Below are 15,220 nucleotides of genomic sequence, written 5' to 3'. Positions count from 1 at the left end.
AACACCGAGCGCCCCCACAGTGCCCTCGGCGGCAAGACCCCAGAACAGGTCCATCAAACCCACGGCGGAACCACCCACCGCCACTAACCGTTTACAAATTTTCGCCCCCAAACTGTCCAAGGAGTGGGGTCCACCCCACCCTTCAGGGCCTCCAGCGCCACCTTCGCCTTGAACTGCGCACTGTGTCGTTTGTGTTTTCCGGGCATCGCTTGGCTCCTCGCTCTCGCCAATCATGCCCCCTCGGTCTTAACAAAACCTACTGTCCAGTTTTTGGGGTCCACTTCAACAACCAGGCCATCCGGGCCTTGGGGCGGCATCTTTGCCGGGTCATTTTCAACATGCTCAACCGGGGTCGGGCGTACGAAATCAGGGACTGAAAAACGCTCAATCGGCTTGAAAATTCCAGCGGATGTTCAGGTCCCCCTGCCCCCCTTGCCTTTGCCCCCCCCGCCTTCCTACCATTGCGCCAGCTTCAGGTGTCCCCAGCCGAGTGGTTCGGCAAGGGGATGAAACGGGAAGTCCGGTGCGCGGCCCTTGGTGAATCCAGGCCCGCAAGTCCGGCGCAGCCCCCGCTACTGTAAGCCTGACGAATCCGGGCAAAACACCACTGTGCCGCAAGGCATGGGAAGGTCCCGGAGGAGGATGACGGCGAGCCAGGAGACCGGCCTGAGGCAGGGGCGCATCCGCCCCGACCGGATGGACCTGCGGCGGGCGGGTCGGCCAGGCACGCCCTTGTTCCCTCTGGCGTGCAGGTCCCTCTTCCCCCTTTCGCTGGCCCACCGGATCTCCCCAATCCGCGCGGTGGGCGCGACGCGAAAGGCACTCCATGAATTCCACCCGAACCACCCTCACCCTGGCCCTGGCCACCTCCACCTTGATCGCCCCCTTGGCCCTGGCCGACAACCCCGATCCCGACCTGATGCTCCCGGTGGTGGTCACCGCCGCCCGGATGCCCCAAGCGCCTGAGCAGGTCACCGCCGACACCACGGTCATCGACCAGGCGGCCATCGAGCAAAGCCAAGCGGCGACCGTCGCCGATCTTCTTGCCGCCCAGGCGGGGATCGCCGTCGCCGCCACTGGCGGTCCCGGCAGCCAAACCTCCCTTTTTCTGCGTGGCACCAACTCGGGCCATGTGTTGGTGTTGATCGACGGGGTGCGGGTCGGCTCGGCCACCAGCGGCGCCTTCGACTGGTCGGCGATGTCGACCCTCAACATCGCACGGATCGAGATCGTGCGCGGCCCCCAATCGACCCTCTACGGCGCCGACGCGGTGGGGGGGGTGATCCAGATTTTCACCAAGCGCGGCCGCGGTCCCCTGGGGGGGGCGATCAAGGCCGAGGTCGGGGGGCGGGGCAGCCGCTCGGTGGCGGGAAGCGTGAGCGGCACGGCGGGAGGGGTCGACCTATCGCTGGCCGCCCGGCAGGAACAAACCGACGGTGTCTCGGCGGCGGCGGCGGGGAGCGAGCTCGACCCCTTCAAGCTGCGGACAGTCTCGGGCAGCGCCACCGTGCCGGTCGGCGAGGGCGAAATCCGCCTGATCGGTCGCTGGCAGGAGGGCACGGCGGGGCTCGACGGCTATCCCGCCCCCCTCTACCTCTTCGCCGACCTTCCCAACTACACCCAAACCAGCCGCCAGCAGGCGATCCATCTTGAGGGGCGTCTGCCGGTGACCGCCGACTGGACGGTCAAGCTGCAAGCGGGGCAATCCAAGGACGAGAGCATCGGCAGCGATCCCGCCGATCCCTTCAACAACTACACCTTCGCCACCACCATCCAGCAGGCGGCTCTAACCGGCGAATTCACCCTGAACGACGGGCGGCTGGTGACCGGGATCGAGACCCACAAGGACAAGGGGGAGAGTGTCGGCAGCTTCTCGGGCAGCCGCACCCAGTCGGCCCTGTTCGCCTCGCTGGCGCAGACCACCGGGGGGATCGACTGGACCCTCGGCGCCCGGATGGACCGCAACACCCCCTACGCCGATCAAGCCACTTGGCGGGCGGGGCTCGGCATCCCGCTGGGCGCGGGGCTGAAACTCACCGCCAACGCCGGTAGCTCCTTCAAGGCCCCCACCCTCAACGACCTCTACTACCCCAACTCCGGCAACCCCAACCTCAAGCCCGAGAAGGGGCTGGGCTGGGATGTGGGGCTGCACGCCCAGGGCGAGCGGTTCGAGGGGGCGCTGACCGGCTTCGAGCAGCGAATCGGCGATCTGATCGTTTGGAGCCCGGTCTCCCCCGGCTCCTGGACCTACACCCCCGCCAACGTCGCCAGCGCCAAAATCCAGGGGATTGAGCTGCACTTAGAGGCCACCACCGAGGCGACCCGGGTGGCGCTCGACTGGACCTGGCTCAGGGCGCGCGATGAAGACCAAGGGCACTGGCTGGCCCGCCGCCCCGCCTCTTCGGGGAGTCTGAGCGGCTCTGCCACCTGGGGGGCGTTGCAAGCGGGGGGGGTGCTGCGCTTCATCGGCAAGCGCTACAGCGACGCGACCAACACCCAGCTTCTGACCGCCACCCGCCGCCTGGAGCTGCACGGCAAGGTTGAGGTGATCCCCGGCTGGTCGCTCACCGCACGCGGGGTCAATCTGACCGACGACACCACCCCCGACGCCACCGGTTACGGGGTGCTGGGGCGAACCCTGTATGCCGGGGTGGAGGGCCGTTTTTAGGTGACTGGGGGGAACTCCCCCCTTTGCAACAGGGGGGTCGGGGGGGATTTGCCCTCCGCCCCGACCCCCCATCCATCCCAACCGATCCAGCCGACCTCACCAAGCAGGAGCCCCCATGACCCGCGCCCTCATGCTGCAAGGCACCGCCTCTGGGGTCGGCAAAAGTGTGCTGACCGCAGGGCTGTGCCGCCTGCTCGCCCGCCGAGGGGTGCGGGTCGCCCCCTTCAAGCCGCAAAACATGAGCAACAACGCCGCCGTCACCTGCGATGGCGGCGAGATCGGCCGGGCTCAGGCGCTGCAAGCGCTCGCCTGCGGCCTGGAACCCCACAGCGACATGAACCCGGTGCTGATCAAGCCCGAGGCCGACGGCGTCGCCCAGCTCATCGTCCAGGGGCAACCCTTCGGCACGCTGGAGGCGCGCCGCTTTAAGCAGGACCGCGCCCCCCTGCTGCCCCAGGTATTGCAGTCGTTCGAGCGGCTCAAAGCCCAATACGACCTGATCCTGGTCGAGGGGGCCGGCTCCCCCGCCGAGCCCAACCTGCGCGTTGGCGACATCGCCAATATGGGGTTTGCGCAGGCCGCCAACGTGCCGGTTTGGTTGATCGGCGACATCGACCGGGGCGGGGTTTTTTCGGCCTTGAGCGGCACCCTCGACCTGCTCGCCCCCACCGAGCGCGACCGGGTGCAGGCGCTGATCATCAACCGCTTTCGGGGCGAGGGGGCGCTGCTGACCGAGGCGCTCGACTGGCTGGGCCATAAAACCGGCAAACGGCTGGCCGGGGTGGTCCCCTACGTGCCCGACCTGGAGCTACCGGAGGAGGACGCCCTGTATCGGCTGGGGGCGACCCAAGGGCTCGCGCCGGGGGCGGCGCTCCAACAAGTCATTCGCATTGCCGCGGTGCTCTACCCCCGCGCCTCGAACCTGGACGACCTCGACCCCCTGGCGGGTGATCCCCAGGTGGCGCTAAGCCTGGCCCGCACCCCCACCGACCTGCTTGGCGCCGACCTGATCGTGCTGCCCGGCTCGAAACAGGTCGGGGCCGATCTGGCCTGGCTGCACGACACCGGCATGGTGACCGCCCTCGCCCGCCATCTGCGCTACGGCGGTCAGGTGCTGGGGATTTGCGGCGGCTTGCAGATGCTGGGGCAAGCCATCGCCGATCCGCACGGGGTTGAACACGGGGGGGCGATCAAGGGGCTGGGCTGGCTGCCGGTCGCCACCGTCATGGGGCCTACCAAAAAGTACCTGCGGGTCGACACCCTGGCCTGTTACCCCAACGCGCTACCGGTGCGCGGCTACGAGATCCGCTACGGCGACAGCGCCGCCGACCCCGACCTCTTCCCCTTCCACGCCCGCTCGCAAGACGGGCAGGTCTGGGGCACCTACCTGCACGGCCTGTTCGATTCCGGCCAATTTCGCGCCGCCTGGCTGGCTGATCGCTTTGGGATTCAAGGGGGGGAGGAGGACCAAACCGCCCGCACCCTGCGTGCCCTCGACCGCCTGGCCGACACCTTGGCGGCGAGCCTCGATCCTGAGTTGATTGCGGGGCTGATGGGATGAGGCAAATCGGGGGAAAGCTCCCTCCCCCTGGCAGGGGGAGGGTCGGGGTGGGGGTCGAACAGCCAACCCGCCGAAGCGCCCCCAATGGGGTTCGAAGTCACATGATCAACACCCCAAAGTCGCCCCCATGAGATGGCCCTCGAACCGTCGCACAACCCGGCTACCACGATGAGTGCAACCATCCTCCTCCTGGCGCTCACCTTCGAGCGGCTGCGCGGCGATCCGGCGACCGCCTACCATCCGGTGGCTTGGTTTGGCCGCTACGCGGGGCTGATCGAACAGGCGCTGCACAGCGACCACCGCGCCGCCGGAGCCATGGCCTGGCTGGCCGCCGTCATCCCCCCCTTGCTCGGCATCGCCTGGCTGCACGTCGCCCTGTGGGATCTGCGCCCCTGGAGCGGCCTGCTGTTCGACGCCGCGCTGCTGTGGACGACCCTGGGGTGGCGCTCGCTGCTCGGCCATGTGCGCTCGGTGGCCGAGGCGACCGGCCTGACCAGCGCCCGGATGGCGGCGGCCCGCATCGTCGGGCGCGACCCCGAGGCGCTTGATGAGGCGGGAATTCACCGCGCCGCCCTAGAAAGCCTGGCCGAAAACAGCTCGGATGCGGTCGTCGCCCCGCTGTTTTGGTTTGTTGTGGCCGGACCGCTGGGGGCGGCGGCCTACCGGATGGTCAACACCCTGGACGCCATGTGGGGCCACCGCTCACCCCGCTACCTCCATTTCGGCACGGCGGCGGCGAGGATCGACGATGTGGCCAACTGGATTCCGGCCCGACTGACCGCCGGGTTGATTGTGCTGGCGGCACGGCGGCACGACAGAGCCCCTGTAGGAGGCCACCCCGTGGCCGAACAGAGGCGACCGATAGCCCCACGCACCTGGGCGGTTCGCGGACGGGGTCCGCTCCTACCTCAGCTGCTCCAAACCTGGAGATCGCTCGCCCCCCAAGCGACCCAGCATCCCTCCCCCAATGGCGGCTGGCCCGAGGCGGCGCTGGCTTGGGGGCTCGGTGTGCGGCTGGGGGGGGCGGTTCTGCGCGCCGGCCACCTTGAGGCGCGCCCCTGGTTGGGTCCGGACGGGGGGCGAGAGCCCACACCCCGCGACACCCTGGCGGGACTTGTCTTGATCCACCGCGCCTTGCTCTTGGCGGCGGTGGCGATGCTGATTGTATTGGGGTTGGAAGCGGTGGTTTCGGGGTGAATACCTTGGCTGAACCCGCCGCCAGCAAATCCCCCCCAACCCCCCTTTAAGAAGGGGAGAGCGATCTTTGGCAACGTCGTACCGATCCATACATTCAAAGGCTTTCCACCCATGACCCTCCCCCACGGCGGCAATCTCGAAGCAGCGGCCCTTACCTGGGATTGCCCGGTCGAGGCGATCCTCGATCTTTCCACCGGCCTCCATCCCGACGGCCCGCCGGACTGGCTGGGGGGCTGGCTGGAGGCCCACGCCCATCTGGTGGCTCGCTACCCCGACCCCGCCGGGGAACCGGCCAGCACCGCCCTGGCGCAAACCCTGGGGGTGCCGGTCGAGGCGGTGCGGATCGTCGCCGGGGCGCAGGGGGCCATCGAGGTTTTGCCCCAGGCGCTCAAGTGGCGCTCGCTGGCCATCGCCGTGCCGACCTTTCGCGAGCCGATCCGCTGCGCCCAGCGGGCCGGGGTGCGGGTGCGTCCCTTCCCTTGGAGCGCCCCTCCCCCGTCGGCCAGCGCCCTATGGTGGAGCGATCCCCACAACCCCTGCGGACGCACCGCCCCCTTTCCCGAAGGGCGGACCGGGGTGCTCGACGAGTCCTACATGCCGCTGGCCCGTCGCCGTACCTTGGGGGTGCTGCCGGGGGTGATCCGACTGGGGTCGCTGACCAAAACCTTCGCCATCCCCGGTTTGCGCCTCGGGTATCTGGTGGCCGAGCCGAGCAGCCTCAAGCGGATCGACCCCTGGCTCCCCCCCTGGCCCGCCCCGACTCCGGCCCTGCATCTGCTCCCCCAATTGCTGCCCGAATGGGAGGGGCGCGACGAGGTGGTGGCGGTGCTTGCCCGCCGTCTGACCGGGCTGTTGCACAACCACGGCTGGCGGCTCCACCCCTCCGCAGCCGGTTTTGTACTGGGTCGCCCCCCCGTCATGCCCGATTTTGCCTCGGCCCGGATTCTGGTGCGCACCTTCCCCGAATGGCCGCAGCTTCAGGGGTGGGTGCGGTTGGGGATTCCCGGTTCCGAGGCCGGTTGGCGCCGCCTTGAGGAGGCTTTGTCATGCCCATCACCTTGATTTTGGGCGGCGCCCGCTCCGGCAAAAGCGGCCATGCCCAGCGTCTGGCCGAGGCGCACGGCGGCCCGGTGGTGCTGATCGCCACCGCCCCCCGCATCGAGGGGGACGAGGAGTGGAACGCCCGCATCGACCGCCACCGCAGCGAGCGGCCCGAGGGGTGGCGGACGGTGGAGGAGCCGTGGGCCCTGCCCCGGACGCTGCAAACCCACGCCGCCCCCGAGGGGGCCGTGATCGTCGATTGCCTGGGGCTGTGGGTGAGCAACCTGATGTTTGCAGGGGTCCCGGTCGAGCAGGCGGCCAGCGACCTGATCGCCCTACTCCCCGAGCTGCCCGGCCAGATTCTGCTGGTTGGCAACGAGGTCGGGATGGGACTGGTTCCCGAATCGCCCGAATCGCGCCGCTACCGCGACGAGGTGGGGCGGCTGCACCAGCGCATCGCTCAGGTGGCCGACCAGGTGGTGCTGGTGGCGGCGGGGTTGCCGCTGCGGTTGAAGGGTTAAACAGGCTTTGCCGGAGACCGGGCTCGGTCCGTTCATCGCGGAGGTCGGAGCGCCGCCTCGGCGCGATTGGGTTTTGGGTCGGCCTCGGCCCAACTCATCGCGCCGAGGCGGCGCTCCTACAAGCAACCTTGTGTGTGTCGTCCCCGACGTCGCTTCGGCGAGCCCAGCGGCGCCAAAAAAACACCGGTGGGGTGGCGGCGGTTGAAGGGTTAAACAGGCTTCGCCCGGAGACCAGGCTCCTACGCCCCGTCCCGTGCCGTGCCGTTCATCGCGGAGGTAGGAGCGCCGCCCCGGCGCGATTGGGTTTTGGGTCGGCCTCGGCCCAACGCATCGCGCCGAGGCGGCGCTCCTACACGCAACCTTGTGGGAGTCGTCCCCGACGTCGCTTCGGCGAGCCCAGCGGCCCAACCACACACCATTGCTCCCAAGTCCCCTCTCCCCGAAACCGGGGAGAGGGTTAGGGTGAGGGGTCTACCCGTCGGCCCCGGACGTCTGTATGTGCGCCGTCCTCGGCGCGATGGGTTCTGCGGTCGTCCTTGCCATAACGAATCGCGCCGAGACGGCGCTCCAACAAGTTTTTAAAAAACCTCATCCCAAACCGGAGCCCCCATGCCCATCGCCCCCCTTCATCCCGAAGCCGAACAAGCGGCCCTGGCCCACCAAGCCCAGCTCACCAAACCCCCCGGCGCTTTGGGCCGCCTGGAACAGATCGCGGTGTGGCTCGCCGCCCGTCAAGGCAAGGCGATCCCCGATCCCCTAAAACCGGCCATTACCGTCTTTGCGGGCGATCACGGCGTCTGCGCCCAAGGGGTCTCCGTCTTCCCCTCGGTGGTGACCGGTGAGATGGTGAAGAACTTCGCCCGGGGGGGGGCGGCGATTTCGGTCCTCGCCCGCCTCTGGAACGCCCCCCTGGCGGTGGTCGATGTCGGGGTCGCGGGCGATCTGTCTCAGGTGGCGGGGGTGGTGCAGGCCAAGGTGGCGCCGGGGAGCGCCGATCTGACCCAGGGGCCCGCCATGAGCCGCCAGCAGGTCGAAGCGGCGCTTCAGGTGGGGCGCGCCCAAGCACAATCGGCCATCCACAACGGCGCCAACCTGCTGATCGCGGGCGACATGGGGATCGGCAACACCACCGCGTCGGCCTGTTTGATCTGCGCCCTGGCGCTGGCCGATCCCGAGGATGTGGTGGGGCGGGGGACCGGGGTCGACGACGCGGGGCTGGCGCGCAAGCGCGATGCGGTCCAACGGGGATTGGCCCGCGCCAAGGCGACCCAACCCGCCGACGGGATCGACTGGCTCGCCCAACTCGGCGGGCTCGAAATCGCCGCCATGGCGGGGTTTTATCTTGAGGGGGCGGCCCGCGGCGTCCCCTGCCTGATCGATGGATTCATTGCGGCGGCGGCGGCGCTGGTCGCCCATGCCATCGAGCCGGGGGCGGAGATCTGGTGGCTCGCCTCCCACGCCAGCCAAGAGACCGGCCACCGCCTGGCGCTGCGCGCCCTGGGGCTCGATCCCCTGGTCGATTTGCAAATGCGGCTTGGGGAGGGGAGCGGCGCGGCAATCTGCCTGCCCCTGCTGCAAGAGGCGGTGGCGCTGCACGCCGGGATGGCGACCTTTGCCCAGGCGGGGGTGAGCGGGGGGGTGGCATAGCCACCTTTTAGGGAAGCGCCGACGAAAGGCATCCTGCCTTGAGAAGAGCTTCGGCGACGGGGTCGCCTCCTACGACAGGCAGAAGAGCTTCGGCGACGGGGTCGCCTCCTACTTATCCTGGATTTTGGCGGCCCATCCTTGGGATGCTCGGAAGCGCTGCTTCAATCAACGCTTGCCTAGGTTCTTCTCGGTCTTGGGCGAAGGGGCGAACCAGCGCCCGTGAAGGGGGACCTCCTTGCCAAAAAGCCCCATCCTTCGACAAGCTCGGGATGAACGGTTTTCTCAAAACAATTTGTAGGAGCGCCGCCTCGGCGCGATCGGTCTTTCGGTCGGCTTTGCCCCAACGCATCGCGCCGAGGCGGCGCTCCTACAAGTTCCGACCCCTCATCCACGCCGTTTCCAACCATAATCCGGCCTTCCAGCGAAGAGCGCAGCCAACCCTATGACCGACCTGCTCACCATCGACCTGCTGCGCCACGGCGCCGTCGCCGGACCCGAACGGGTCTTCCGAGGCCGCGTCGATCCCCCCCTATCGGACGAGGGGCGTAGGCAGATGGACTGGGTGGCCCACGCGCTGCAAGCGGCTGAACTGACCGCCCTGGCAGCCTCCCCCCTGATCCGCTGCGCCGACTTCGCCACCGACCTGGCCGCACGGCGCAACCTGCCCCTGCACCTGGATGGCGCCTTCGCCGAGATCGACTTCGGCGCCTGGGACGGGCTGACCTTTGAGCAGATCCAAACCTTCGATCCCGAGGGGCTGGCCCGTTTTCAAGCCGACCCGACCGCCTACACCCCCGCCCGGGGGGAGCCGCTGCTCGACTTTGGCAACCGGGTGGTGGCCGGTTGGCAAGACTGGCTGGCCTGCGACCAGGGCGATCATCGCCTGCTCATCGCCCACGGGGGGGTGCTGCGGGTGGTGCTGGCCCACGTGCTCGGCCTGCCCCTGTCGCAGGTCAACACCCTGATGATCCCCTACGCCGGATGGAGTCGGGTGGCGCTGCATCCCGAATCGGGGCGTGGCTACCTGCTTTTTCATAACCGGGAGCCCGCCCCATGCGTGGACTGATCCTCGCCCTGGGCTTTCTCACCCGCATTCCGGTCCCGGCGCTGAAGGACTTCAAGCCCGAGGAGCTACCCCGCGCCGCCCGCTGGTTCCCCCTGGTCGGGATCATCCTGGGGGGATTGCTGGCCGTTGCGGTCGGGCTCGGGTTAAGCGTCGACCCCTGGCTCGCCGCCCTTTTGGGGGTCGGAGCTTGGATCTTGCTCACCGGGGGGTTACACGCCGACGGATTGGCCGACCTGGCCGACGGCTTGGGGGCGGCCCATCGTGATCCGCAGCGCCTGCTCGCGGTGATGCGCGATCCCCACGTTGGCAGCTTCGGGGTTCTGGCTTTGGTGTTGGTGGTGGTCGCCAAGCTGATCCTCTTGATGCTGCTGGCGCTGGGGGCCGGGATGGGGGGGGGCTGGATCGGACCGCTGCTGCTCATCCCCGCCTGGGGGCGGCTGGGGGCGATGGTGTGGGCCAAGGTGTTGCCGCCGCTGGCAAGCGGCAGCGGGGAGCGCTTCGGCTGGGAGATCGCCGGGGCGACCCTCTTTGGCTGGCTCGGTGCGCTGCTGCTGCTGTCGCTGCTGCTCGCCCCGGCGCTGCTGCTGGCCCCGTTGTGGCTGGTCGCCTGGTGGATCTTCCTCCACCGCCGCCTGGGCGGCATGAGCGGCGACGCCCTGGGGGCGGGGGTTGAAATCGTCGAGGTGGGGCTGCTGCTGACCGTGGTGCTGTTGGAGGGGGCGGGATGAGGCGACATGGGCCCATGGGGGAAACGGTGGGAGCGCTTGGTGGAAGCGCCGTCTCATTTTGTGGGAGCGCCGTCTCGGCGCGATTGCCTGAACAGTTTATCTCGCCAGGAGGGGCAATCGCGCCGGGGGCGGCGCTCCTACAAATACTTTCGTGCCTTTTGTGCCTGCTGCTCCCCTCTCTCTCTCCCGCCGCCGGGCGCATCGTCGCCATCCCCCCCCACGCGGTCGAAATCCTCTACGCCATCGGCGTCGGCAGCGAATTGGTCGGGGTTGGCAATCACTCCGACTTTCCCGAGGCGGCGACCCGGCTGCCCCAGGTGGGGGGGTACGACGGGCCCCACGTCGAGGCGGTGCTGCGGCTCGATCCCACCCTGGTCATCGTCTGGGATCTCAACCAACCCACCGCCCGCAAACTGCAAGCGCTGGGGATTGAGGTGGTCGCCTCCAACCCCGACAGCCTCGATGCGGTGTGGATGGAACCGGCCCGATTGGGGGGGCTGACCGGCCATCTGGACGAGGGACGCAATCTGAGCCATCGGCTGCTGGCCCGCTGGCAGGCGCTGACCGAGCAGGTCGCCGCCACCCCCGAGGTTTCGGTCTTCTATCAGGTCTGGAACGACCCGCTGATCTCGGTGGGGCAAGGCTCCTTCATCGCCCAGATGATCGAGGGCTTGCGCGGGCGCAACATCCTGGCCGACAGCCCGGTCCGCTCCCCCCAGGTTTCCCTCGAAACGGTGCTGCTGCGCGCCCCCGAGGTGATTGTGGTTTCGAGCATGGAGCAACCCGATCCCAGCTTCCTCACCCCCTGGCGGCGCTACACCGACCTACCCGCCGTGCGGGACGGGCGGCTGTTTTTGATCGACCCCGATCTGATCCACCGCCCCGGCCCCCGGCTGATCGAAGGGGCGGCGTTGCTGGCCAAGATGCTGCATCCGGGGCAGTTTGGGGGGGCGCCGTGATGGGCTTGCCTGTGCCGGGGGGGAAGGTGGATGCGCTGCGCTTATCCGCCCTACGACGCCGCACCATCCTTGGCGGTGGGTGCGCAGCTCCATCCGCGTGCGGGGCGGCGCGGTCGCTCCGCCATACCCCCCCCACCCCGGCCCGCTCCCGCAACTGCGACCTTCACTTATGAAACCGATCCCCCTGCTCCTCGGCGGCTTCGCCCTGCTCGCCATCCTCACCCTTGGGGTCGCCGCCGGGCCGGTGTGGATCGGACCCTCCCAATGGGGCGACGCCTCCGGTACCACGGCGCTGGTGCTCTGGGAAATCCGCCTGCCCCGGATGCTGGCCGCCTTCGCCATCGGCGGCTGTCTGGCGCTGGCGGGGGCCTGGTTTCAGGTGCTGCTCGGCAATCCGCTGGCCGAACCCTTCGTGCTCGGCACCGCCGGTGGGGGCGCCTTCGGGGCGGTGTTCACCCTGGGGTTTTTTCCCGCCCTGCCGGGGGGGGTGTGGATCGGCGCCTTCCTCGGCGCCTGGGCCGGAACGCTGGCGATCTTCCTTTTCGCCCGCCACAGTCGGGAGCGCATGTTGCTGGCGGGGGTGGTGCTGGCCGCCTTTTGGGGGGCGTTGACCACCCTGGTGCTGGCGGCGCTGCCCGAGGGACGGTTGGGACCGGCGATGCACTGGTTGATGGGGAGCCTGGCCCAGAGCGACATGCCGACCGCCTCTCTTTTAGCTGCTTGGGGCGGAGCATTGGTGTTGGGTTTGTTGCTCGCCCGCACCCTCGATCTGCTGCTGCTCGGCGAGGCGACGGCCCAAAGTCTGGGGGTACCGGTCCACTTGGTGCGCCAGGGGTTGGTGGCGGCGGCATCCCTCATCACCGCCGTGGCGGTCGCCGCCTGCGGCCCCATCGGCTTTGTGGGGCTGGTGGTTCCCCATGCGGTACGGTTGGTTGTCGGGGCGGGGCACTTAAGGCTGCTGCCGCTGACGGCGCTGGCCGGGGGGGGCTTTTTGGTCGCCGCCGACACCGCCGCCCGCACCCTGCTCGCCCCCGCCGAACTGCCGGTCTCGGCGGTGACGGCGCTGATCGGGGTGCCGGTGTTTTTGTGGCTCTTGGCGCGTAAGGGGGGGGTGGAATGAGGCAAGACCTACCCCAGATGATCCAACGCAGTGGTGGGAGCACCACCCTTGGCGCGCTGCCATCCCTCGCCGCTCACCCCGACGATCGCGCCGGGGACGGCGCTCCTACAGGTTGTCTCGATCCATGATCCTACGCCTGGACCATCTCACCCTGAATCAAGGGGGCCGCCCCATTCTGAGCGGTGCCAACGCCCTGGCCGCGCCGGGTCGGGTGACGGTGCTGCTCGGCCCCAACGGCGCGGGCAAATCGACCCTGCTCGCCGCCTTGGCGGGGCTACACCCCATCGTTTCGGGGCAGGCGCTCTGGGGGGAGCAACCGCTCACATCGCTCAGCCGCACCGCCCGCGCCCAAACCACCGCCTGGCTGGGGCAACGCCCCCCCGACGGCTTTGGCTTGACGGTCCACGCCCGGCTGTTGCTCGCCCGCGCCCCCTTCACCTCCCCCTTCAGCCCCTTCTGCAATGACGACCGCGACCGGGTGACCCAGGCGCTGGAATGGCTCGACCTGGAACCCCTGGCGGGCCGACCTTTGGAGTCGCTGTCGGGGGGGGAGCGGCAGCGGGTGGAGCTGGCGGCGCAGCGCGTCCACGACGGCGATCTGTGGCTGTGCGACGAACCGACCGCCCACCTCGACCTCAAGCACCAAGCCCAGTGGCTGCACCTGGCCCGCGACGCCGCCGCCCGAGGCAAAACGGTGATCGCCGCCCTGCACGACCTACATCAAGCGGTGGTGCTGGGTGATGTTTTTTGGCTGCTGCCGGGCGACGGCCGTTTGATCGAGGGGGGGAAAGAGATGATGAATCCCCAAACGTTGCAGGGGCTCTTTGGGGTTTCGTTGCAGTCGCTCCGGGGGGAAGATGGCCCCCTGGTTTTGCCCGATTACCGCTACCAAGGCACCCATCCATGATCGCCGCCGATTCCGATATCACCCTGGCCCACCGCCTCATCCGCACCCACCTTCCCCCCGCAATGGCCGATCTGGTGCTGTTCGGCTCCCGGGCACGGGGGACGGCGCGCCGTTTTTCCGATGTGGACGTGGCCATCCGCCCCAAACAACCGCTTCCCCCCGGTCTGCTGGCGGAACTGCGTGAAGCGCTGACGCAAAGCAACCTGCTGATCGAGGTCGATTTAATCGATTGGAACGAAGCGGACGACGCCTTACGCGCATCCATCGAACAGGAGGGGATCCCATGGAACGACTGACCCAGCGCCTGAACCAGGCTCGTCAGGCACTGACCTCGTTGCAAGAGCTGACCGGCCTGGAACGCCCCACCCTAGTCGAGCGCGACGCCGCAATTCAGCGCTTCGAATACACCGTCGAGGCACTCTGGAAGACGGCCCAGCTAACCCTATCGCGCCGCTATGGGGTCGAGCTGGCCAGCCCCAAGCCGGTGGTCCGGGCCTGCGCCCAAAACGGGCTACTCGACGAGGTCGACGCCCGGGCCGCCATGGCGATGATCGACGACCGCAATCTGACCGCCCACACCTACAACGCCCCCTTGGCCGCCAGCATCCACGGTCGTCTGGCCAGCCACGCCGAGCTGCTGGAACGCTGGCTAACGGCCCTCGAAAAGGGGCCGGAATGACCCTCCCCGGCACGGTCCACCTGGTCGGCGCCGGTCCCGGCGATCCCGGCCTGCTCACCCTGCGCGCCGCCCAACTGTTGGCCGAGGCCGACGTGGTCGTCTACGACGCCCTGGTTTCCGACGGGGTGATGGCGATGGTCCACCCTGGCGCCGAGCGGATTTACGTCGGCAAACACGAGGGGACCCACACCTTAAGCCAGGAAAAAATCGAAATCCTCCTGGTGCAGCTGGCCGAAACCCACCGCTGCGTGGTGCGGCTGAAAGGGGGCGATCCCTTCGTCTTTGGGCGGGGGGGGGAGGAGGCGCAGGCGCTGCGGGAAAGCGGCATCGACTTCACCGTGGTGCCCGGCATCAGCAGCGGCATCGCCGGACCGGCCTACGCCGGAATTCCGCTCACCCACCGCGACCACGCCGCCGCCGCCGGGCTGCTCACCGGCCACGAGGCCCCCGACCGTTTCTATCCCGCCATCGATTGGGGTTCGGTGGGCAAAACCTTCGAAACCCTGGTGGTCTTCATGGGGGTGCGGCGGTTGAGCGGGCTGACCGAGAAGATGATCGCCAGCGGCAAGGATCCCACCACCCCGGTGGCGGTGATCCGCAACGCCACCCTGCCCGATCAGCAGGTGCTGATCGGCACCCTAGGGACCATCGCGCAGCAGGTTGAGCAGGCGGGTCTACGCCCCCCGGCGCTGGTGGTGATCGGCCCGGTCGCCGCCCTGCACGAAGAGCTGAACTGGTTCCACCCCACCCCGGCGACCGAGTCGGACGCCATCCTCCTCATCGCCCACGGCTCCCCCAACCTGGGGGCGAGCGACGGGATTCAGGCGATGGCGGCGCGGTTGCGGCAACGGACCGGTCGCCCGGTCGGGGTTGCCTTCTTGCAATGCGAGTCGCCGAGCATTGAAGAGGCGGTGGCGGAGGTGGTCGCCGAGGGGGCCACCACCATCGACGCGGTGCCCCTGTTTTTGGCCAGCGGCGGCCATGTGCAGCGGGACATCCCGACCCAACTAGAGTCGGCCAAGGCCACCCATCCGGGACTGACGATTCGGGTGTGTGCACCGCTGGGCTTCGATCCAGGTTTGGATGGGGTGGTGCTGCGCCGGTTGGCTCGGTGATGGGTTCTTGC

The 15,220-nt window shown here is 68.7% G+C and carries 14 protein-coding genes and 1 other annotated feature; all 14 genes read left to right on the top strand.

Features of this window, described 5'->3' with window-relative positions; all coding sequences use genetic code 11:
* The first annotated feature begins 457 nt into the window (after window positions 1-457).
* Window positions 458-685: a binding site (cobalamin riboswitch), on the top strand.
* A 141-nt stretch (window positions 686-826) separates the two neighbouring features.
* The 14 genes from AUJ55_03665 (at window position 827) to AUJ55_03600 (ending at window position 15,209) form a co-directional block, all read left to right on the top strand.
* Window positions 827-2,668 carry a hypothetical protein gene (locus AUJ55_03665; GenBank protein OIO59517.1) on the top strand — a complete coding sequence of 614 codons (1,842 nt, stop codon included), beginning with the start codon at window positions 827-829 and terminating at the stop codon, window positions 2,666-2,668.
* A gap of 115 nt (window positions 2,669-2,783) precedes the next feature.
* The gene (locus AUJ55_03660) at window positions 2,784-4,229 is read left to right on the top strand and encodes a cobyric acid synthase CobQ (protein OIO59516.1); all 1,446 of its coding nucleotides are present in this window, start codon (window positions 2,784-2,786) and stop codon (window positions 4,227-4,229) included.
* Between the two features lie 168 nt (window positions 4,230-4,397).
* Window positions 4,398-5,426: a hypothetical protein gene (locus tag AUJ55_03655; protein ID OIO59525.1), complete on the top strand. Its 1,029-nt coding sequence runs from the start codon at window positions 4,398-4,400 to the stop codon at window positions 5,424-5,426.
* 111 nt (window positions 5,427-5,537) lie between these two features.
* Window positions 5,538-6,488 (top strand): hypothetical protein, encoded by a 951-nt coding sequence (locus tag AUJ55_03650; GenBank protein OIO59515.1) that lies wholly within the window; start codon window positions 5,538-5,540, stop codon window positions 6,486-6,488.
* Window positions 6,473-6,988, top strand: coding sequence for a bifunctional adenosylcobinamide kinase/adenosylcobinamide-phosphate guanylyltransferase (locus AUJ55_03645; protein OIO59514.1), 516 nt, complete (start codon window positions 6,473-6,475; stop codon window positions 6,986-6,988). Before AUJ55_03650 ends, AUJ55_03645 begins: the two co-directional genes overlap by 16 nt.
* 609 nt (window positions 6,989-7,597) lie before the next feature.
* Entirely contained in the window at window positions 7,598-8,635 is a 1,038-nt protein-coding gene (locus tag AUJ55_03640; GenBank protein ID OIO59513.1) for a nicotinate-nucleotide--dimethylbenzimidazole phosphoribosyltransferase, read from the top strand.
* A 442-nt stretch (window positions 8,636-9,077) separates the two neighbouring features.
* Window positions 9,078-9,701 carry a hypothetical protein gene (locus AUJ55_03635; GenBank protein ID OIO59512.1) on the top strand — a complete coding sequence of 208 codons (624 nt, stop codon included), beginning with the start codon at window positions 9,078-9,080 and terminating at the stop codon, window positions 9,699-9,701.
* Window positions 9,689-10,429, top strand: a complete 741-nt coding sequence (locus tag AUJ55_03630; protein OIO59511.1) for a cobalamin 5'-phosphate synthase — start codon at window positions 9,689-9,691, stop codon at window positions 10,427-10,429. The genes AUJ55_03635 and AUJ55_03630 overlap by 13 nt, the downstream gene beginning before the upstream one ends.
* Before the next feature lie 158 nt (window positions 10,430-10,587).
* A complete protein-coding gene (locus tag AUJ55_03625; GenBank protein OIO59510.1) occupies window positions 10,588-11,388 on the top strand; it encodes a hypothetical protein in 801 nt (266 codons plus the stop codon).
* 169 nt (window positions 11,389-11,557) lie between these two features.
* Entirely contained in the window at window positions 11,558-12,508 is a 951-nt protein-coding gene (locus AUJ55_03620) for an ABC transporter permease (GenBank protein OIO59509.1), read from the top strand.
* Window positions 12,509-12,632: 124 nt separating this feature from the next.
* Window positions 12,633-13,415, top strand: coding sequence for a hypothetical protein (locus tag AUJ55_03615; protein OIO59508.1), 783 nt, complete (start codon window positions 12,633-12,635; stop codon window positions 13,413-13,415).
* Complete coding sequence (locus tag AUJ55_03610) at window positions 13,412-13,711, top strand: hypothetical protein (protein OIO59507.1); 300 nt, start codon at window positions 13,412-13,414, stop codon at window positions 13,709-13,711. The genes AUJ55_03615 and AUJ55_03610 overlap by 4 nt, the downstream gene beginning before the upstream one ends.
* Complete coding sequence (locus tag AUJ55_03605) at window positions 13,699-14,094, top strand: nucleotidyltransferase (protein ID OIO59506.1); 396 nt, start codon at window positions 13,699-13,701, stop codon at window positions 14,092-14,094. The genes AUJ55_03610 and AUJ55_03605 overlap by 13 nt, the downstream gene beginning before the upstream one ends.
* Window positions 14,091-15,209 carry a uroporphyrinogen-III C-methyltransferase gene (locus AUJ55_03600; GenBank protein ID OIO59505.1) on the top strand — a complete coding sequence of 373 codons (1,119 nt, stop codon included), beginning with the start codon at window positions 14,091-14,093 and terminating at the stop codon, window positions 15,207-15,209. Before AUJ55_03605 ends, AUJ55_03600 begins: the two co-directional genes overlap by 4 nt.
* Window positions 15,210-15,220 lie beyond the last annotated feature (11 nt).

This window comes from Proteobacteria bacterium CG1_02_64_396, assembly GCA_001872725.1.
In the GTDB taxonomy this organism is placed as follows: Bacteria; Pseudomonadota; MNWR01; order CG1-02-64-396; family CG1-02-64-396; genus CG1-02-64-396.
This window is presented reverse-complemented; position numbering and strand designations above follow the sequence as displayed.

Coding starts and splice junctions, on each gene's coding strand:
- AUJ55_03650 (OIO59515.1), top strand. CDS start 5,538: ATGACCCTCCCCCACGGCGGCAATCTCGAAGCAGCGGCCCTTACCTGG.
- AUJ55_03640 (OIO59513.1), top strand. CDS start 7,598: ATGCCCATCGCCCCCCTTCATCCCGAAGCCGAACAAGCGGCCCTGGCC.
- AUJ55_03610 (OIO59507.1), top strand. CDS start 13,412: ATGATCGCCGCCGATTCCGATATCACCCTGGCCCACCGCCTCATCCGC.
- AUJ55_03655 (OIO59525.1), top strand. CDS start 4,398: ATGAGTGCAACCATCCTCCTCCTGGCGCTCACCTTCGAGCGGCTGCGC.
- AUJ55_03615 (OIO59508.1), top strand. CDS start 12,633: ATGATCCTACGCCTGGACCATCTCACCCTGAATCAAGGGGGCCGCCCC.
- AUJ55_03635 (OIO59512.1), top strand. CDS start 9,078: ATGACCGACCTGCTCACCATCGACCTGCTGCGCCACGGCGCCGTCGCC.
- AUJ55_03665 (OIO59517.1), top strand. CDS start 827: ATGAATTCCACCCGAACCACCCTCACCCTGGCCCTGGCCACCTCCACC.
- AUJ55_03645 (OIO59514.1), top strand. CDS start 6,473: ATGCCCATCACCTTGATTTTGGGCGGCGCCCGCTCCGGCAAAAGCGGC.
- AUJ55_03600 (OIO59505.1), top strand. CDS start 14,091: ATGACCCTCCCCGGCACGGTCCACCTGGTCGGCGCCGGTCCCGGCGAT.
- AUJ55_03620 (OIO59509.1), top strand. CDS start 11,558: ATGAAACCGATCCCCCTGCTCCTCGGCGGCTTCGCCCTGCTCGCCATC.
- AUJ55_03630 (OIO59511.1), top strand. CDS start 9,689: ATGCGTGGACTGATCCTCGCCCTGGGCTTTCTCACCCGCATTCCGGTC.
- AUJ55_03605 (OIO59506.1), top strand. CDS start 13,699: ATGGAACGACTGACCCAGCGCCTGAACCAGGCTCGTCAGGCACTGACC.
- AUJ55_03660 (OIO59516.1), top strand. CDS start 2,784: ATGACCCGCGCCCTCATGCTGCAAGGCACCGCCTCTGGGGTCGGCAAA.